The following is a 15,618-nucleotide window of genomic DNA, read 5'->3' on the forward strand; positions in this document are numbered from 1 at the left end:
CAATATAATCTTGCTGAGTAATTCTACTGGTCAGTTTCACCATCAGGAATAAACACATAACCAAAGCCCCACATGGTTTGCAGATAGCGCGGGTGCGCTGGGTCGGGCTCTATCAGTTTACGCAATCGTGATACCTGCACATCAATGCTGCGGTCAAACACATCAAGCTCGCGCCCGCGCGCAAGTTGCATGAGTCTATCGCGTGATAACGGCTGGCGCGGATGGTCCACAAACACTTTAAGTAGCGCAAATTCACCACTGGTAATAGTCACAGATGTGCCGTCACGGCTAAGTGAGCGTGTAGAAGCATTAAATACAAAGTCACCTATGGTCACATTGTCGGTGTTAATGGAAGGCGCACTGGGCTGTAGGCGCTCGTGCCTGCGCATGACGGCATTAATACGAGCCAACAATTCGCGCGGGTTAAACGGTTTAGGCAAGTAGTCATCGGCACCCATTTCAAGGCCGATAATTCTATCTACTTCATCGCCACGCGCAGTTAACATGACTATAGGCAACATGGTGCCTGTGCCGCGAATTCTGCGGCATATTGATAAGCCATCTTCGCCGGGCAACATTAAATCTAACACTAATAAATCAATGGGTTCATTGGCCAGCATGGCATCCATCTCTTTAGCGTCAGACGCCACTTTAACGGTGAAGCCTTGTTCAGTCAGGTAGCGTTGTAATAACTCACGCAAACGAATGTCATCATCGACTACCAATATCTTTTTATTTTGATCAACCATGGTTTTATTCCGCTCGGTTTTTAATGTCGCTAATAATAAAGAAATAAATTTAATATTGTCTGTTTAATCTAGAAAATATTGAAACTTAGTGCCAGATATTTTTGTCAACAGTATGTAATATTTATCTTGTTTATGAAGTGTATGCTAATTTCGTTAAATTTAAAATGACAGTGTAAATTTAATGCTGTAAATTTTGTAAAGCTTAAGATTAAGATTAAGTTTAGTTAATTTTAAAACTGAATTTATCCGGTAATGGAAAATTAACCTTCCGTTACAATTATTTACAATTTCAGCGGTAAATGAAACAATCGATTAACAATCGTACTTCATGATAATGCGTCTTTATTTATCAAACCATGTTAAAAGTTAATGCATTGATCAAGCTCAGTTCAAAACATATTTTAATTGCCAAACACTCATGCCTTGCCTTGTGCGTAGGTGTTGGAATGGCTTTTAACGTAAATGCTGGTGGCAGAGCGACATTCATTAATGCTGATAACAGCTCAAAACCAGCAGTCGATGATGAGTTATCAAATCAGGGCATGCAGCAAACGCTCAGACTCAATTTCAGTCCGGAAAATAGAGAAAAGTTACGCAAGGCCTTAGATGAATTTGCAAAAACAGTAGATCGTGATCATCAGCAGATTGAAGACCGCCGTCGAGCCATGCAAGAAAGCATAGAAGCGCGTTTTTTTGATGCCGATAATGATGGCGATGGTACGATAGACAGGCAAGAAGCAACTGAGAAATTGCCACAAGTGGCCAGACTCTTTAGTCAAATAGATATCAACCAGGATAATGTAATTTCACTTGATGAACTTGTGGAAGCGCAAGCAAGAATTCTTGAACGCAGGCGCACCGCTGAAACTTTACTTCAGGCGCAAAAGTTACAAGCCGCAGAGGCCGCACTTGAAGCACAAAGGCCGCAAACCGCAGGCATAACAAAACCTGATAGCAAGCCAGTCGGAAACAATTTAAAGAAACGTACTTTTTAGTACAAGCTTTAAGCTTGCAATTTAAATTTGTACTTTAAGTTTGCAGCTTAATCTAGTCACATCAGTATTTATTCAATTCATTTCACAACAAATTATTTTTCAGTAATTTGTAAAATTCAGTCAATTCACAAGCATCTAAACTTATTATGTTGATGATGTTCAAATCATTGTCATATAAACTCAGCAGGTAGCTTAAAAAACATTAAGTCACATTGCGTGCACTTTTCAATCAATGCTAGCCAATCAAGCTAGCCAATCAACACCAAGAGTCGCCATTCATGAGTTTGGTTCTAGAAATTACCGATAGCATCCAGCAAGTCGACGCGCAAAACTGGGATGATTTAGTGGGCGATATGCCATTACTTAGCCATGCTTTTTTAAGCGCGCTAGAGCGTTCAGGCTCGGTTGGTAAAGGCACTGGCTGGCAGCCTTACCCGATGATTGTGTATGAAGATGGTCAGTTGGCTGGCATCATGCCGCTCTATGTTAAAAGCCATTCTTACGGTGAATACGTGTTCGATTGGGCTTGGGCAGACGCCTATCAGCGTAGCGGTTTTAATTATTATCCTAAATTACTCTCGGCCATTCCATTTACCCCCATTACCAGTCAAAGGTTTATCGCCAATAATGCAAAAATTCAGGCATTGATGATAGATGCCTTGGGCGAAACGATGCACAAACATCAGCTATCATCAGCTCATGTGTTATTTCCGGAAGATGATTCGGCGGCAGCATTAAAACAAGCAGGTTGGCTGCAACGCCATGGTGTGCAATTTAGATGGCAAAATGAAAACTTTACAGATTTTGAAGATTTTTTAAGCACTCTAAGCCACGATAAACGTAAAAAGATTCATCAGGAACGTAAAAAAGTTGCAGCGACAGGCGTGGAATGTCTGCGCGTTAAAGGTGCGGATATTACGCCTGAACAGTGGAGTTTTTTCTATGCTTGTTATGAAAACACTTACCTTGAACATCACTCAACACCGTATTTAACGCCAGCTTTTTTTCAGCAGATTGGGCAAAGTATGCCGCAGAATATTTTGCTGATACTGGCATATCTGGACGGTAAGCCAATAGCCAGTGCTTTGAATATTTATCATCAAACCACCTTATATGGCCGTTACTGGGGTGCTTTGCAATATGTGCCAAACCTGCACTTTGAGCTTTGCTATTACCAGGCGCAGGAATTTTGTATCACTGAAAATATCCAGTATTTTGAAGGCGGCGCGCAGGGTGAACATAAGCTGGCGCGTGGTTTTAAACCCAGACCAACATGTTCATTTCATAAAATTGCACATCCTGATTTTGCCAACGCGATACAAGACTTTGTAGCTAAAGAATCGCAAGGCATCGCTGCCTACACCAATGAGCTGGAAGAGCGGGCGCCTTTTAAAGTACAACACACTTAACAGGTTGATTGAGTTTAAGTTTTACCAGGCAATCTCTTTACCGTCGTAAGCAATAAATTTCCCTGTATTGCTTAAGTTTAGCTTTTCAATCACAGTGCGCAAACCCGATACACTGGTTTGCGTGTTAATCAAAGCATTACTACCGCCCATATCCGTTTGCACCCAGCCTGGGTGTAATGTTACCACGGCAATACCGTAAGGCTTCAAGTCAATCGAAAGGCTTTTCATCACCATATTTACCGCTGTTTTAGTGCTGCGATAAATATAACTGCCGCCGCTGGTGTTGTCGTCCACGCTGCCCATTTTGCTGCTAAGCGTGGCAATTTTTTTAAGCTGACCTTTAGCCATGTGCGAGGTAAAAGCACTCGCCATTTTTAGCGGTGCTATGCTGTTGATTTTAAACGCGTCCAGCCATTCGTTCTCATCCGCATCACCTAAACTGCTATCAGGGTACACGCCCGCATTGTTAATCAGCACATCAATACTTTCGTTTTTTAACTGCAAGGCCAGCGCGTCAATTTTTGCAAAATCCGCCAAATCCAGGCTAAATATTCGAATATTTGCATGCGCATTTGCAAGCGCCTGCAAGGCCGCCGCAGACTGCGGGTCACGGCAACAGGCAATCACATTCCAGCCATCTTGTGCGTACTGTTTAGTAAACTCTAAACCAATGCCACGGTTGGCACCTGTAATCAATACTTGATAATTAGCCATACATAGATCCTGAATGTTTTAAACTTAACTAAGATTATCCACTTTAAAAATCAAAAAGCCACGCTTTAAAATGTGGCTTTTTGATTAAAAGTAGCTAAAAATTATCTGGGTTAACAACTTAATAGATTAACCTAACATAAAATTATTTGGCCTGTTCTTTCATATCAGACATTTTATGGTCTTTCATTTTGCAATTTTTGCCCATTTTGTCTTTACGCGCTTTTTGTTCGGTTTGGTCTATTTGGCCATCGTTACTAGTATCCATTTTGGTAAACATTTCATCCGCCATTTTCTGGTGCGCGGTCGTAAATTCATCACGGCTAATCACACCATCTTTGTTAGCATCAGCATTCTGCATGCCATGTTTATGGTTGCAAACCATTCCATCTGCCCCATGATGATCAGCATAAGCCATTTGAGAAATGCCTAATGCCAAAGCTGCCATTGCTATTGTTTGAATAATTTTCATTGAAACTCCTTAAATAATAAAAAAGAACTACATGCGTGATAAAGTCGCAGTGCTTTTTGTGCAGACGCTCATCTTAAATGCGCTGGCTAATGTAAACCATGCACATTCAATACATAGCTTTGATTCAGCAGTATCACCAAACGTTCATTTTAAATGACGCTAATTTTATCAACCGCCTGCATCAGCCTATCAGTTTCAACCATCGCTTTGATGATTTTTTGATAGTGCAGAATATCCTCATAGCCTAATGTACGACCTTTACGGTCTTTCAGCCATTTTTGTGCGGGCTGGTAGCCACCGATATAAAATTCCCATGCTAATTTAGGCACACCTTCAAAATATTGAGTTTCATTGATATACACCTTACCATCTTCATAGCGAGGCTTATCTACCAGGTTGTTGCCATTTTCAGGGTAGCTGGTAATCAGTTGATTGATTGCAGCGCCTTCTAGCAAGTGCAATTGTCGCAATTCACCGCCTAATGCTACCAGTTGCCAGAATTGTGTTGCATCACTTGGGTATGGCACGCGTGGAAAATCAATTTTAAGAAACTCTTTGTAGGTTTCACGGTAGCTTGGGCTGTGCAGTACGGCATAAATGTAATCTAGCAAATCAATGGGTGCGAAAGTCTTTAATTTCCCTTCTACAGAAGGGGTGGCACGAAGTGACGGGGTAGTTGTATTCTGTTTCACCAACTCAATCACACCTGACAAATTCTTTTTAACTTCAATATCTTGCACATGCAAAACATTCAAACCAAGCGCTTTCAAATAAGCATCTCGTTTAGCGTCATAATCAGCTTTCTCATCATGCGAACTTCCATCAATCTCAATTACCAATGCATATTCATGGCAATAAAAATCAACAATATAATTACCAATGATGCGCTGCCTATCAAAATCTAAACTATTTAGTTGTTTGTTTTTTACTGCATTCCAGAATAAAACTTCACTTAAATTTCCGGCTATTCGTAGTTCTCGCGCTTTATCTTTTAGGGCTGGGTTATAAGGTAGGTCGTTGAGTTTAATCTTTGTTGTAACTGCCCCATCACTACTTACCACCCCTTCTAAAGGCACTACCCCGTCACTTCGTGCCACCCCTTCGTTCCGAAGGGGAATCAATTCAGCTGGTTTTAATTCCCCTTCCGTGGAAGGGGTGGATTTGCGAAGCAAAGACGGGGTAGTTGCTTGTTTTTCTGTAGTAAATGTTAACCCTAAACCTTGGGCAATGGCATCAACAATCTGCATATTTAGATTTGGTGTGCGGGTGGTTTCAGCTAATAAATCAGTGGCATCAGGGAAAACATAGAGTGGTGCTATTGATTCTGCACCTTGCATTCCTGGTCTCGACCAAGCTCTTCTATCTATAATTGTCTTTGAAATAAAGCATGGGGGTGCGTTTTCATCGAACCCACGTTTAAAAATAAAGCCTATATTCTCTTTGTCTAGTAAATGTTGCATAACCTCATTTCGAGGTCTACCCATAACTCCATTACTTTTTCCAGTATAAATAGAATATACAAAATCGAATGGTCTAAAATTTATTTTAACTATGCGAGGACTGTTTTTCTTTACATCCGAAATTGCTCTTTGCAGCTTCTCAAGCTTGCTAGCTTCAATTGTATATTTTTTTGATATATCGCTTTGCTCAAGCATTAATAAATCATTCAGTAAAGTACTGGCTTCACTCTTAGTAGTTTTAATTGCAAGCTCATCAAACTCTGTTGATAAGCCTGAGTTGTATAACGAAAACAACTCATTTACTTTAAAGCCTTTTTCATACACCAATGCTGCATCAAAATCTTTCACAGTAAAAAAGTATTCAGGCGCTTTTACTTCTAATTCTTGCCACGGAAAAGTAGCCATCGCCCCTTCATTTAACGCGCCATATTTAGTTTCACGCTTGCCATATAAGCTGTGGTGGAATACTTTAGCCAGTGGTTTAACTGGCACCTCCTTTAAAGGCACTACCCCGTCACTGTGTGCCACCCCTTCGTTACGAAGGGGAATCAATTCAGCTGGTTTTAATTCCCCTTTGTTAGAAGGGGTGGATGAGCGAAGCTTAGACGGGGTAGTGCTTTTAGAAGATGTCCCCGTTTTAACAAAGATGTTAATGCTCACTCCCTGCATGATGTCAAACACGTTTTCATCTTTGCTGCCATCAGGCGCAGTTTCTTGCTTTTTCGAATTGCCATGTAAGTCTAAGATGTAAATTTCATCAAAACTTTCCAGCAGGCTTTTACGCATTTGGCGGTGTATCAAGCCATCAATAAAGCTGTTATTGCTGATATACGCCAATATGCCTTCACCGTTTTTATCAACAAAGTGCTGCCCGAAGCGAATAAATTTAATGTAATCGTCTGACAGTGGTTGAATGTTGCGCTCATTCAAGTCTTTTTTGTAATCCACCAGCAGGTTTTGTATCCAGTCACTTTTATTGCTGCTACTCACAGAATAAGGCGGGTTACCCATCACCACCATCACAGGCGCATCGCGCTTAATGTGATTTGCCTCATTAGCTTCTGTGCTTAGCCAGCTGGCAAACAAAGTACCAGTATCAGCATCATGCTCTTCAAGGCTGTTAGTGAGGTAAATGCGTAAACGCTCTGATGTTGTTTTTAATTCCCCTTCTTTAGAAAGGGTGGCACGTAGTGACGGGGTAGTTGCGTAAGCACCTGTTTCAGTCAGCAGCATATCCAGTTTGAGATGCGCCATTGCATAGCTGGTCATCAGTAGCTCAAAGCCATTCAGGCGGGGTATCAAATGCTCCTTAACGTAGCCTGACCATGCACCCTGCATTTTTGCAAACTGGCTGTCGTAAATGTGGCGGATGGTTTGTGCCAAGAATGTTCCTGTGCCCGTTGCTGGGTCTAGTATCTGAACGCGGTGTAATTCATGCTCTCTTTTAACCAGCTTGCCTTTGCTGCCACCTTCAATCGCTTCTATGGTTACTTTGGTTTTGCTGGTGTCAGCCAAGCCTTGTGGCAGCTTAAAGTGGGTTTTGAGTATGTCATCCACTGCCCGCACAATAAAGCTCACTACAGGTTCAGGCGTGTACCAAACACCGCGAGATTTACGCAGTTTTGGGTCGTACTCGGCTAAAAATGTTTCATAGAAGTGAATAATCGGGTCGTGCTGCCGTGTACTTTTGCCAAAGTTGTGCATCACGCTAGCAACATCAGTCGCTAGGAATATCAGCACCAGTTCATCTACGAGCCAAGTCAGGCGGTTATCTAACTCATAGCCTGCAATGTACTGGAACAGCTTGCGCAAAAATGGATTGCTTTGCGGTATGAGGGTTGCGGCTTCCTGTCGTGAGAATGTTTTTAGCGTAGGGTCGTGATAACGTGCTGCAAACAAGCCATAAGCGATGGTTTGCGCGTAAATGTCAGCGAAGCTGGTGTTATTGATGTCGTGAATTAAAATGCTTTTAAATGCCGCCATTTGCCCTTGCAGGTCGGTGGTGTTTTGCGCTTGCTCTTTTTGGCTTTTATCATCTTCATCTAAAGCGGATTTAATCACCTGTGCCATGAGTTTGGCTTTAGCCGCCATCATTTGCGCCAGTGTGGTGGGCGATTTAATCGTTTGGGTAATGGTCGATGCAAAGTTTTCAATGAGTGCAGTAAAGCGGTCAAAGCTATCAGGCTTGGCGTAGATTTTGCCGCCGTCTTTACCAGCGCCAATAGTGGCGATTGAAACACTCTCCACTAGCACACCATTTTTATAGAAATGAAACTCCAAATAGTCGGTAATAATCAGATTATTCAGCGCGGCTTTATAACGGTCAAACTGCTCTTTGTGTGCTTTATCACCCAGCTTAACGCCCACGTCTTTGGCTTCAATATAGCCGATAGGGATGTCTTTACAGGTTAGGATGTAATCAGGTGCGCCACACTCAATGCGCTTGGGTTCGTTGGTAACTGCCACATCTTTTAGCAAGCTGGTAAGTAGTTGCTGCAAGTCACCACGATAGCTATGTTCGGTGCTGTTTCCCGCATTAAATAGAGAGCTTACATTGTCAATGTATTGTTGAATGTTCATAGAATTTTTATCAGGTGCGCTTATTATTTTTTGGAGTTTAGCTAAGATTTTTATCGAGTTTACCTGATTTAGACGAAAAAAAGCCACTTCCGTAGAAGTGGCTTTTTAAGTGGTGGTGAAAGAGGGACTTGAACCCTCGACCCCAGGATTATGAATCCTGTGCTCTAACCAGCTGAGCTACATCACCTTATAAACTGGTTTACTGAAACCTTTAATTCCTGAAATTTCAGCAAGGGCGCAATTTTAGTGTTTTAGGCGCCGATTGTCAAAATTAGTTTGCGTTTTATAGACTATATTTTATAAGCCTACACATTGAACCTAAAATGCATCACATCGCCATCTTGCACAATGTATTCTTTGCCTTCCAGGCGCATTTTCCCTGCTTCTTTGCTGCCTTGCTCGCCTTTGTTTTTAACGTATTCATCGTATTGAATCACTTCTGCGCGAATAAAGCCGCGTTCAAAGTCTGTGTGAATTACGCCTGCGGCTTGCGGTGCGGTGGCGCCTTTTTTCACTGTCCAGGCACGTACTTCTTGCACGCCAGCGGTGAAGTAGGTTTGCAAGCCAAGTAAATCATAAGCGGCGCGAATGACGCGGTTTAAGCCTGGTTCATCTTGGCCTAGTTCTGCTAAAAATAAGGCTTTGTCTTCGTCTTCAAGTTCGGAGATTTCAGATTCAATTTTTGCGCAAATGCATACTACGGGTGCATTTTCGGCTTTGCCAAGGGCTATAACTTTGTCTAACAGCGGGTTATTTTCAAAGCCAGTTTCATCTACGTTGGCTAAATACATCACTGGTTTTACGGTAATGAGGCATAGCGGTTTGATGAGTTGCAGCTCATCAGAATCTAAGCCTAGTGTGCGCACAGCTTTAGCTTCGTTTAAACAGGGTAAAACTTTGTCTAACACTGCCATAAGCGCAATAGCGTCTTTATCGCCACTTTTTGCTTTTTTTCCTTCGCGCTGCATGGTTTTTTCTACTGTTTCCATGTCGGCGAGTGCGAGTTCGGTGTTAATGACTTCAATATCAGACAGCGGGTCAATTTTGTTTGAAACATGAATCACATTGCTGTCTTCAAAGCAGCGCACTACATGGGCAATAGCGTCTGTTTCGCGGATGTTGGCTAAAAATTTATTGCCTAATCCTTCACCTTTTGAAGCGCCAGCCACTAAGCCGGCAATGTCGACCATTTCAACAATGGCGGGTTGTACTTTTTGCGGTTTTACAATGTCTATCAACGCTTGTATGCGTGCGTCTGGCACTTCTACGATGCCTACGTTAGGCTCAATGGTGCAGAATGGATAGTTTTCAGCTGCAATACCTGCTTTGGTAATGGCATTGAATAGGGTGGATTTTCCAACGTTTGGTAGACCAACAATTCCGCATTTCATCTTAAATTCCAATCATATTTCACGCAATCTCTGCGTTGTTTTCATTTTTCGGCAACTTCACCGTACTGTTTGAACTGTCTCGTCACCTCAAACCTCAACGCCTTGACCTTGCGTGAAATCTGAATGGAGTTACAGTGGATAACTTACATTATTTTCTAGTATGCAATTTTAACATTGCATTTTCAAAGTCACCGCTTAATAGCTGCGGCAGTATTTGCATGCTTTCATCAACACATTGATTGATGGCTGTTTGTTCATCTTTTGTGGGGGCTTTTAGTACAAAGTTAACCACTTCATTGCGGTCACCCGGGTGACCGATGCCTAATCGTAACCGCCAAAAATCTTGAGTGCCAAGCGCGGCGGATATATCTTTTAGGCCATTATGTCCGCCGTTTCCGCCACCTTTTTTGAGTTTAGCCGTACTCGGCTGTAAATCCAGCTCATCATGAATGACTAAAATCTGTGCGGGCAAAATTTTGTAATAATTAGCCAATGCAGCAACCGCTTTGCCGCTGGCATTCATAAAGGTTGTAGGCTTGAGTAACCAGGTGTCGGTTGCAACGTTTAATTTTCCGGCAATGCCAAAAAACTTAGCGTCTAACGATAGCTTACTATTGGTTTGTACAGCGAGCTGATCTACCCACCAAAATCCTGCATTGTGGCGTGTGGCGGCGTATTTATCGCCAGGGTTGCCTAAACCTACAAAAAGTTTAATTCCACTCATAGTTGCGTAGTACCAATAAAAAACGCGCACTTCATATTAAAGTGCGCGCTGTTTAGCATGCTTAAAACTTAAGCTTCTGGAGTTTCAGAAGCATCTGCGGCAGCTGAAACACCACCGCGTGTTTTAGCGATAGAGGCTACTGCAGAATCATCACCGTGAGCCAATTGTACAAATTCAACACCTTTTGGTAGTTTGATTTCTGACAAGTGGACTGAGTGGCCAATTTCAAGTTTGGCTACATCTACTTCAATGAACTCTGGCAAATCTTTAGCCAGGCAGCTTACGTCTGCTTCAGTCAGGATGTGCGCCACAATACCGCCACCAAGTTTTACACCTGGAGCAATTTCAGCATTGATAAAGTGGAACGGCACTTTAACGTGGATTTTTTCAGTAGCACTTACACGTTGAAAATCAATGTGTTGAATGGTGTTGCGTACTGGATGCATTTGAAAGTCACGTAGCAATACGCTTTCTTTTTTACCATCTAGATTGAGGTTAAGCACTGAAGCGTGGAAGGCTTCATGGCGAAATTCTAAGAATAACTCTTTAGCGTTAATTTCAAGTGTTACGGCTTCTTTACCACCACCATACACTACACCTGGAACGGTGCCTGCGCGACGAAGACGGCGGCTCGCACCCGTACCTTTTACATCACGCTTTACTGCATTAATTTCGATAGACATTTTACTACTCCTAAATTTAAAACTTAAATTTACTACATGGCTTTTGAGGGCCTTACTTCACAAAGACTGCATACCGCGACCAGTATGCAGGGTTAAAACTTATAAATGACTAATCCATGAATAGTGAAGAAACAGAGTCTTCACGGCTAATTCTGCGTATGGTTTCTGCCAATAATGTGGCAGCACTTAATTGGCGAATTTTTTTACAGTTGGCTGATGCAGTATCAAGCGCAATAGTGTTGGTAACTACTAATTCATCTAATTCAGAATTCATAATACGCTCTGCCGCGCCACCAGACAATACTGGGTGTGTAGCATAGGCAATGACTTTTTTGGCACCGTGTTTCTTTAATGCAGCCGCCGCTTCGCATAGTGTATTTGCGGTATCGACCATGTCATCCATAATTACACAGGTACGGCCGGCGACGTCACCAATAATATTCATTACTTTGGCGACGTTTGGTTTTGGGCGACGTTTGTCGATAATGGCTAAATCAGCGTTTAATTGTTTTGCAGCTGCGCGAGCACGCACAACACCGCCAACATCAGGTGAAACAACCATTAAATTATCATGATTTTGCTTTAACAAATCAGCCAGCAAAATCGGTGTTGCGTAAATATTATCTACAGGAATATCAAAGAAACCTTGAATTTGGTCTGAGTGCAAATCCATCGTCAGCAAGCGATTAACGCCAACGCCTGTAAGCATGTTCGCTACTACTTTAGCGGTAATGGCAACACGCGCGGAGCGTGGACGGCGATCTTGTCTGGAATAACCAAAGTAGGGGATTGCGGCAGTAATACGGCCTGCAGAAGAGCGGCGAAGCGCATCAACCATGACCATGACTTCCATCAAGCTGTCATTAGTCGGATGGCTGGTGGATTGCAAAACGAATACATCGCGACCACGTACATTTTCTAGCAACTCAACTGTTGTTTCACCATCGCTAAACGTGCCAACATGCGCGCGGCCTAGTTCAATACCTAGGTGCGTAGCTACTTCTTGTGCAAGCACCGGGTTGGCCGTGCCAGTAAAGACCATCAAGTTGCTGTTAGACGCCATCTAATTTCCTATCGTGTTGGGTATTCACTTACGCCAGCGATAAACTAAAAACTTACAAAAATAAAACTTATCAATCTAAACATGCAAAGTAAACATGCAAAAAATAAAAGCGCGTAAATCATATAATCTACACGCTTGCTATTTCAATTTATGCAGGCTGTTTGCCTGCACTTTAAATTCATACAGAATTCACACAGACTTTTCATCTGCATGCTAAATTTTGGCTGAGGAGGAAGGACTCGAACCTTCGGATGCTGGGATCAAAACCCAGTGCCTTAACCAACTTGGCGACTCCCCAATATTTTAATCAGACTATTTAATCAGACGCAAAGTCTATTAAGGGGTGCTGATTCAACCCTTTTGCAACAAATCCCTGTATACCTTTAGGTTTTTGATTGCATATTTCTGTTGCAATTTTCTCGCTTGCCACTTCTAAAAAAACCGAAGCACCAGAGCCGCTCATTCGCGCATCGCTAGATTGATTAAGCCCAAATTGATTCAACCAGGTTAAGCAATCTAAGACAGCGGGATATTCACTGCAGACTATTTTTTCAAGGTGGTTTGTAAATTCAGCACCTAAATTATGCATGCCTGAATTAGCCACCTCAGAAAAGTCCGACATTGTCTTAGGAATCGCGTTTTTTGTCAATTGCTTATTGGCAAATATTTGCGCAGTTGATACATTTACATTGGGATTTAATACCACATAGTAGGCATCTTGCAAGTTAACAGCTTGCAGTTGCTCGCCTACGCCTTCAGCCCAGGCGTTTTTTCCGTAGATAAAGAAGGGAACATCGGCGCCTAACTTCAAGCCGAGCGACATGAGTTCTGTGCGGCTTAGGTTGAGTTTCCATAAGCGATTTAAAGCTAATAGTACGGTTGCGGCATCTGAACTGCCGCCGCCTAAGCCGCCGCCCATGGGTATTTTTTTTTCAAGAAAAATATCTACACCAAGCGGGCATTGCGTATGTTGCTGTAAAAGTGTTGCTGCGCGAACGCATAAATCTTGCGCTTCTGGAACGCCTGCAACGTCATTGACACGTTTTACTGTGCCATTTTCGTTGGGTTTCAGATAAATGGTGTCGTATAAGTCAAGCAAACGAAAAACCGTTTGTAATAGATGGTAGCCATCAGCTCGCTGGCCTGTAATGTGTAAAAACAGATTGATTTTTGCAGGCGCTAAATAAGGTTGAAAGTCTTGCATAGTGCTATTTTAGCGCATGTAGCCATGCGGTAATTACCTAAATTAATTTATATGGCGAGTGCGTTATAAATTCCGTCAAAAAAACTATTCTACAATCAGTCGACCATTAAGCGGTTGAACCGGGCGGTTGTTATCGTGATTAACTGCGCGTTTAAAGGCTTCTATCTGCTCTTTGGATGCAGTTAATGGGGTTTTTATTAATAGCCACCGTACACCTTCACTACAGGGCGGGGTGGTGAGCGAACCGCTAAATCGATAATACCCTCGGTTTTCTGGAATTAAATCGCTGGGAATTACCCGGTTTTTGAGTTCAATGGGCTCACCCGCTTCATTCGGCAGTTGCTCCCATAGTTTTGCCAACGCAGCATTGGCTTTACCTTCTGTATACATTACGCCAATCACAGCAAGATTGCCTTTGGAATCAGCATGTACGAAGTGTGCTTCTAGGGGAAAGGATTTCCCGCGTATGGTATTTTCACTTGGCGAATGAAAATGAACCTGTTTCATTTGAAAGGCTGCATTATCTAATGCCAACATGTTGCCTTCTTTAAAATTGATTTGCACCGTATGGCCGTTATTGACAATGTCTTTTGCAGCAAATTTTTGTATGGCCTTTAAAGGTTTTAAAGAGGCGCGGGCTGTTTCTTCAATATTGATTGGAGATTGATTGCGGCCTACATCACAAGTAACAAATTCAGGACTCAGTTTGCCCCAGCTTGCTGGCCCATCTTTGCCGGCATACGTCCAGTGTGGTTTATGCTCGCGACCTTTGCCGTTGCCAGGTTTGCTTGCATTGCTCACTTTGGCTGACACAGGCTTTGCGGCAGGTAATTTAACCGCAGGTGATGCTGTTTTTTCTTCTGCTTTGGCTTCGGGCGTAGCTGCATTTGCAGCTTCTGGTTTGGCAGGGGCTGGTTTTTCTTTCTCTATAGCGGGTTTTATGACTACCGGTTTTGATTCTGCTGGCGTTATTGGTTTGTCTGTTTTGCAAACATAGCGCATGGCAATATCCACATCTGTCTCAGGCACGGGTTCAATGAATTCGGCACTTTTCGCATCAATACCAACTGAATATACAAGTTCATTATTTAAGTATTGAAATACCTGTGATGTGGCAGACTTTTGTGAAGCACAATCAAAATGCCATAATAATTTTGCTGAATTGTATTGAGTATCGACTGTTTCTGGATTTTTTTGCGGGGTTTTGTATTCTATTTTTACCCATGCTCTTTTCAGGTTATCTTTTTGCAAGATTGATTGCTTATCAAGTGTTATTTTTGTAGTGTTGTTGTCAAGCAGTTTTACCCATACCGCAGCATGGCTGTTGCCGATTAAAGAAAAATAAAACAATAATGAGATTACTTTTTTCATTACACCCGAACCTATAACAATTTTTAGTTAGCCTAAATTATGCTTACAGAGTAACGGGTTTTAATGGTGAAGTAGTGGTGGAATTAGCCCCTAATTCTTAGGTTAGAATAATTTTTTAGGTATGGAATTGGCAGTAGTCTTACGGAGGGTGTTGAGTAAGGAATGGTTTTAATTAAGCATTAGTTTGCTATATCCGCCCAATTTTCTATCAGCAGTTTTAGGTTTACTTTTTCGCGTCTAAGCACAATTTTACTGGGCAAAATATGACCATTTTGATCTGCATAGTTTTGGTACTCAATCTCCCAGTCATCTTGTTTTAATGAGCTTAGGTAACCTTGTTCATTCCAGGTAATAGCTTGAATGGCGCTGTTGGTCGGACGGCCCAGTGACCAATCAGCAAGGCCCGATAATGGCAATTGCCAGCCGAGTGCTTTTTGTGTGAGTGTTTCAGTATCAGTCGCTGAAATGCTATTACCTTTAGCGTCTTCCAAAGTGACTTTATCTACCGTTTTTTTTATGCTGGCTACTTGGCTGCCTAAAGGGGAATAGAGTGCAATTTCATCGTTTGCATTGTTATGCTGCCAATCCAAGCTACCGGAAAAGCCTTTGCCGTCAGCTTGTACGCCTATTCGTCCTTTTAACGAGAACTGTTCAATCGCTTTTATGGTTTCCTGATGCTGTTCATAAAGCCTTTGCGAAGCTGCATTGGTGCCCGTTACTGGTTTAGGTGCCGAAACGCAGCCTTGAATGGCGGCAACGAGGCATAATATAAAAAATAAACGCATTATTTGCATATCAAATCGTAA

13 protein-coding genes and 2 tRNA genes are annotated in these 15,618 nt (G+C 42.3%); 2 read left to right on the forward strand and 13 right to left on the reverse strand.

Annotated features, from left to right (window positions below):
• Nucleotides 1-23 precede the first annotated feature (23 nt).
• Nucleotides 24-749, reverse strand: coding sequence for a two-component system response regulator OmpR (gene ompR / locus Q8J82_RS04665; protein WP_304909348.1), 726 nt, complete (start codon nt 747-749; stop codon nt 24-26).
• 446 nt (nt 750-1,195) lie between these two features.
• Here ompR and Q8J82_RS04670 point away from each other — a divergent pair, with 446 nt between their 5' ends.
• Together Q8J82_RS04670 and Q8J82_RS04675 are read left to right on the forward strand one after the other, a co-directional pair.
• Nucleotides 1,196-1,744, forward strand: coding sequence for an EF-hand domain-containing protein (locus Q8J82_RS04670; RefSeq protein WP_304909347.1), 549 nt, complete (start codon nt 1,196-1,198; stop codon nt 1,742-1,744).
• Between the two features lie 278 nt (nt 1,745-2,022).
• Nucleotides 2,023-3,153 carry a GNAT family N-acetyltransferase gene (locus Q8J82_RS04675; protein ID WP_304909346.1) on the forward strand — a complete coding sequence of 377 codons (1,131 nt, stop codon included), beginning with the start codon at nt 2,023-2,025 and terminating at the stop codon, nt 3,151-3,153.
• A 21-nt stretch (nt 3,154-3,174) separates the two neighbouring features.
• On the opposite strand, the gene Q8J82_RS04680 is transcribed toward Q8J82_RS04675, so the two are convergent.
• The 12 genes from Q8J82_RS04680 to lolB all read right to left on the reverse strand — a co-directional run bounded on the left by Q8J82_RS04680 (nt 3,175) and on the right by lolB (nt 15,597).
• Complete coding sequence (locus Q8J82_RS04680; protein WP_304909345.1) at nt 3,175-3,867, reverse strand: SDR family oxidoreductase; 693 nt, start codon at nt 3,865-3,867, stop codon at nt 3,175-3,177.
• Nucleotides 3,868-4,009: 142 nt separating this feature from the next.
• Nucleotides 4,010-4,336, reverse strand: a complete 327-nt coding sequence (locus Q8J82_RS04685) for an EF-hand domain-containing protein (protein WP_304909344.1) — start codon at nt 4,334-4,336, stop codon at nt 4,010-4,012.
• 149 nt (nt 4,337-4,485) lie between these two features.
• A complete protein-coding gene (locus tag Q8J82_RS04690; protein ID WP_305327836.1) occupies nt 4,486-8,376 on the reverse strand; it encodes a type ISP restriction/modification enzyme in 3,891 nt (1,296 codons plus the stop codon).
• Between the two features lie 110 nt (nt 8,377-8,486).
• Nucleotides 8,487-8,563 (reverse strand) — tRNA-Met (locus Q8J82_RS04695).
• Nucleotides 8,564-8,681: 118 nt separating this feature from the next.
• Nucleotides 8,682-9,767 (reverse strand): redox-regulated ATPase YchF, encoded by a 1,086-nt coding sequence (gene ychF, locus Q8J82_RS04700; protein WP_305327837.1) that lies wholly within the window; start codon nt 9,765-9,767, stop codon nt 8,682-8,684.
• A gap of 148 nt (nt 9,768-9,915) precedes the next feature.
• Nucleotides 9,916-10,491 (reverse strand): aminoacyl-tRNA hydrolase, encoded by a 576-nt coding sequence (gene pth / locus Q8J82_RS04705; RefSeq protein WP_305327838.1) that lies wholly within the window; start codon nt 10,489-10,491, stop codon nt 9,916-9,918.
• A 68-nt stretch (nt 10,492-10,559) separates the two neighbouring features.
• Entirely contained in the window at nt 10,560-11,174 is a 615-nt protein-coding gene (locus Q8J82_RS04710; RefSeq protein ID WP_304889938.1) for a 50S ribosomal protein L25/general stress protein Ctc, read from the reverse strand.
• Between the two features lie 109 nt (nt 11,175-11,283).
• Nucleotides 11,284-12,237: a ribose-phosphate pyrophosphokinase gene (locus Q8J82_RS04715; RefSeq protein WP_304889939.1), complete on the reverse strand. Its 954-nt coding sequence runs from the start codon at nt 12,235-12,237 to the stop codon at nt 11,284-11,286.
• Nucleotides 12,238-12,458: 221 nt separating this feature from the next.
• Nucleotides 12,459-12,535 (reverse strand) — tRNA-Gln (locus tag Q8J82_RS04720).
• An 18-nt stretch (nt 12,536-12,553) separates the two neighbouring features.
• On the reverse strand, nt 12,554-13,441 hold the full coding sequence (gene ispE / locus Q8J82_RS04725; protein ID WP_305327839.1) for a 4-(cytidine 5'-diphospho)-2-C-methyl-D-erythritol kinase: 888 nt from the start codon (nt 13,439-13,441) through the stop codon (nt 12,554-12,556).
• Nucleotides 13,442-13,525: 84 nt separating this feature from the next.
• On the reverse strand, nt 13,526-14,812 hold the full coding sequence (locus Q8J82_RS04730; protein ID WP_305327840.1) for a carbonic anhydrase: 1,287 nt from the start codon (nt 14,810-14,812) through the stop codon (nt 13,526-13,528).
• A gap of 179 nt (nt 14,813-14,991) precedes the next feature.
• Entirely contained in the window at nt 14,992-15,597 is a 606-nt protein-coding gene (gene lolB, locus Q8J82_RS04735) for a lipoprotein insertase outer membrane protein LolB (protein WP_305327841.1), read from the reverse strand.
• Between the last annotated feature and the right edge of the window lie 21 nt (nt 15,598-15,618).

Origin of the sequence: Methylotenera sp., from assembly GCF_030684185.1 — a bacterium.
GTDB lineage: Bacteria > Pseudomonadota > Gammaproteobacteria > Burkholderiales > Methylophilaceae > Methylotenera.

Bases quoted from the DNA above. Each gene is read 5' to 3' on its own strand.
- Q8J82_RS04685 (WP_304909344.1), bottom strand. From the start codon at position 4,336: ATGAAAATTATTCAAACAATAGCAATGGCAGCTTTGGCATTAGGCATT.
- ompR (WP_304909348.1), bottom strand. From the start codon at position 749: ATGGTTGATCAAAATAAAAAGATATTGGTAGTCGATGATGACATTCGT.
- lolB (WP_305327841.1), bottom strand. From the start codon at position 15,597: ATGCGTTTATTTTTTATATTATGCCTCGTTGCCGCCATTCAAGGCTGC.
- Q8J82_RS04670 (WP_304909347.1), top strand. From the start codon at position 1,196: ATGGCTTTTAACGTAAATGCTGGTGGCAGAGCGACATTCATTAATGCT.
- Q8J82_RS04690 (WP_305327836.1), bottom strand. From the start codon at position 8,376: ATGAACATTCAACAATACATTGACAATGTAAGCTCTCTATTTAATGCG.
- Q8J82_RS04730 (WP_305327840.1), bottom strand. From the start codon at position 14,812: ATGAAAAAAGTAATCTCATTATTGTTTTATTTTTCTTTAATCGGCAAC.
- pth (WP_305327838.1), bottom strand. From the start codon at position 10,491: ATGAGTGGAATTAAACTTTTTGTAGGTTTAGGCAACCCTGGCGATAAA.
- ychF (WP_305327837.1), bottom strand. From the start codon at position 9,767: ATGAAATGCGGAATTGTTGGTCTACCAAACGTTGGAAAATCCACCCTA.
- Q8J82_RS04680 (WP_304909345.1), bottom strand. From the start codon at position 3,867: ATGGCTAATTATCAAGTATTGATTACAGGTGCCAACCGTGGCATTGGT.
- Q8J82_RS04710 (WP_304889938.1), bottom strand. From the start codon at position 11,174: ATGTCTATCGAAATTAATGCAGTAAAGCGTGATGTAAAAGGTACGGGT.
- Q8J82_RS04715 (WP_304889939.1), bottom strand. From the start codon at position 12,237: ATGGCGTCTAACAGCAACTTGATGGTCTTTACTGGCACGGCCAACCCG.
- ispE (WP_305327839.1), bottom strand. From the start codon at position 13,441: ATGCAAGACTTTCAACCTTATTTAGCGCCTGCAAAAATCAATCTGTTT.
- Q8J82_RS04675 (WP_304909346.1), top strand. From the start codon at position 2,023: ATGAGTTTGGTTCTAGAAATTACCGATAGCATCCAGCAAGTCGACGCG.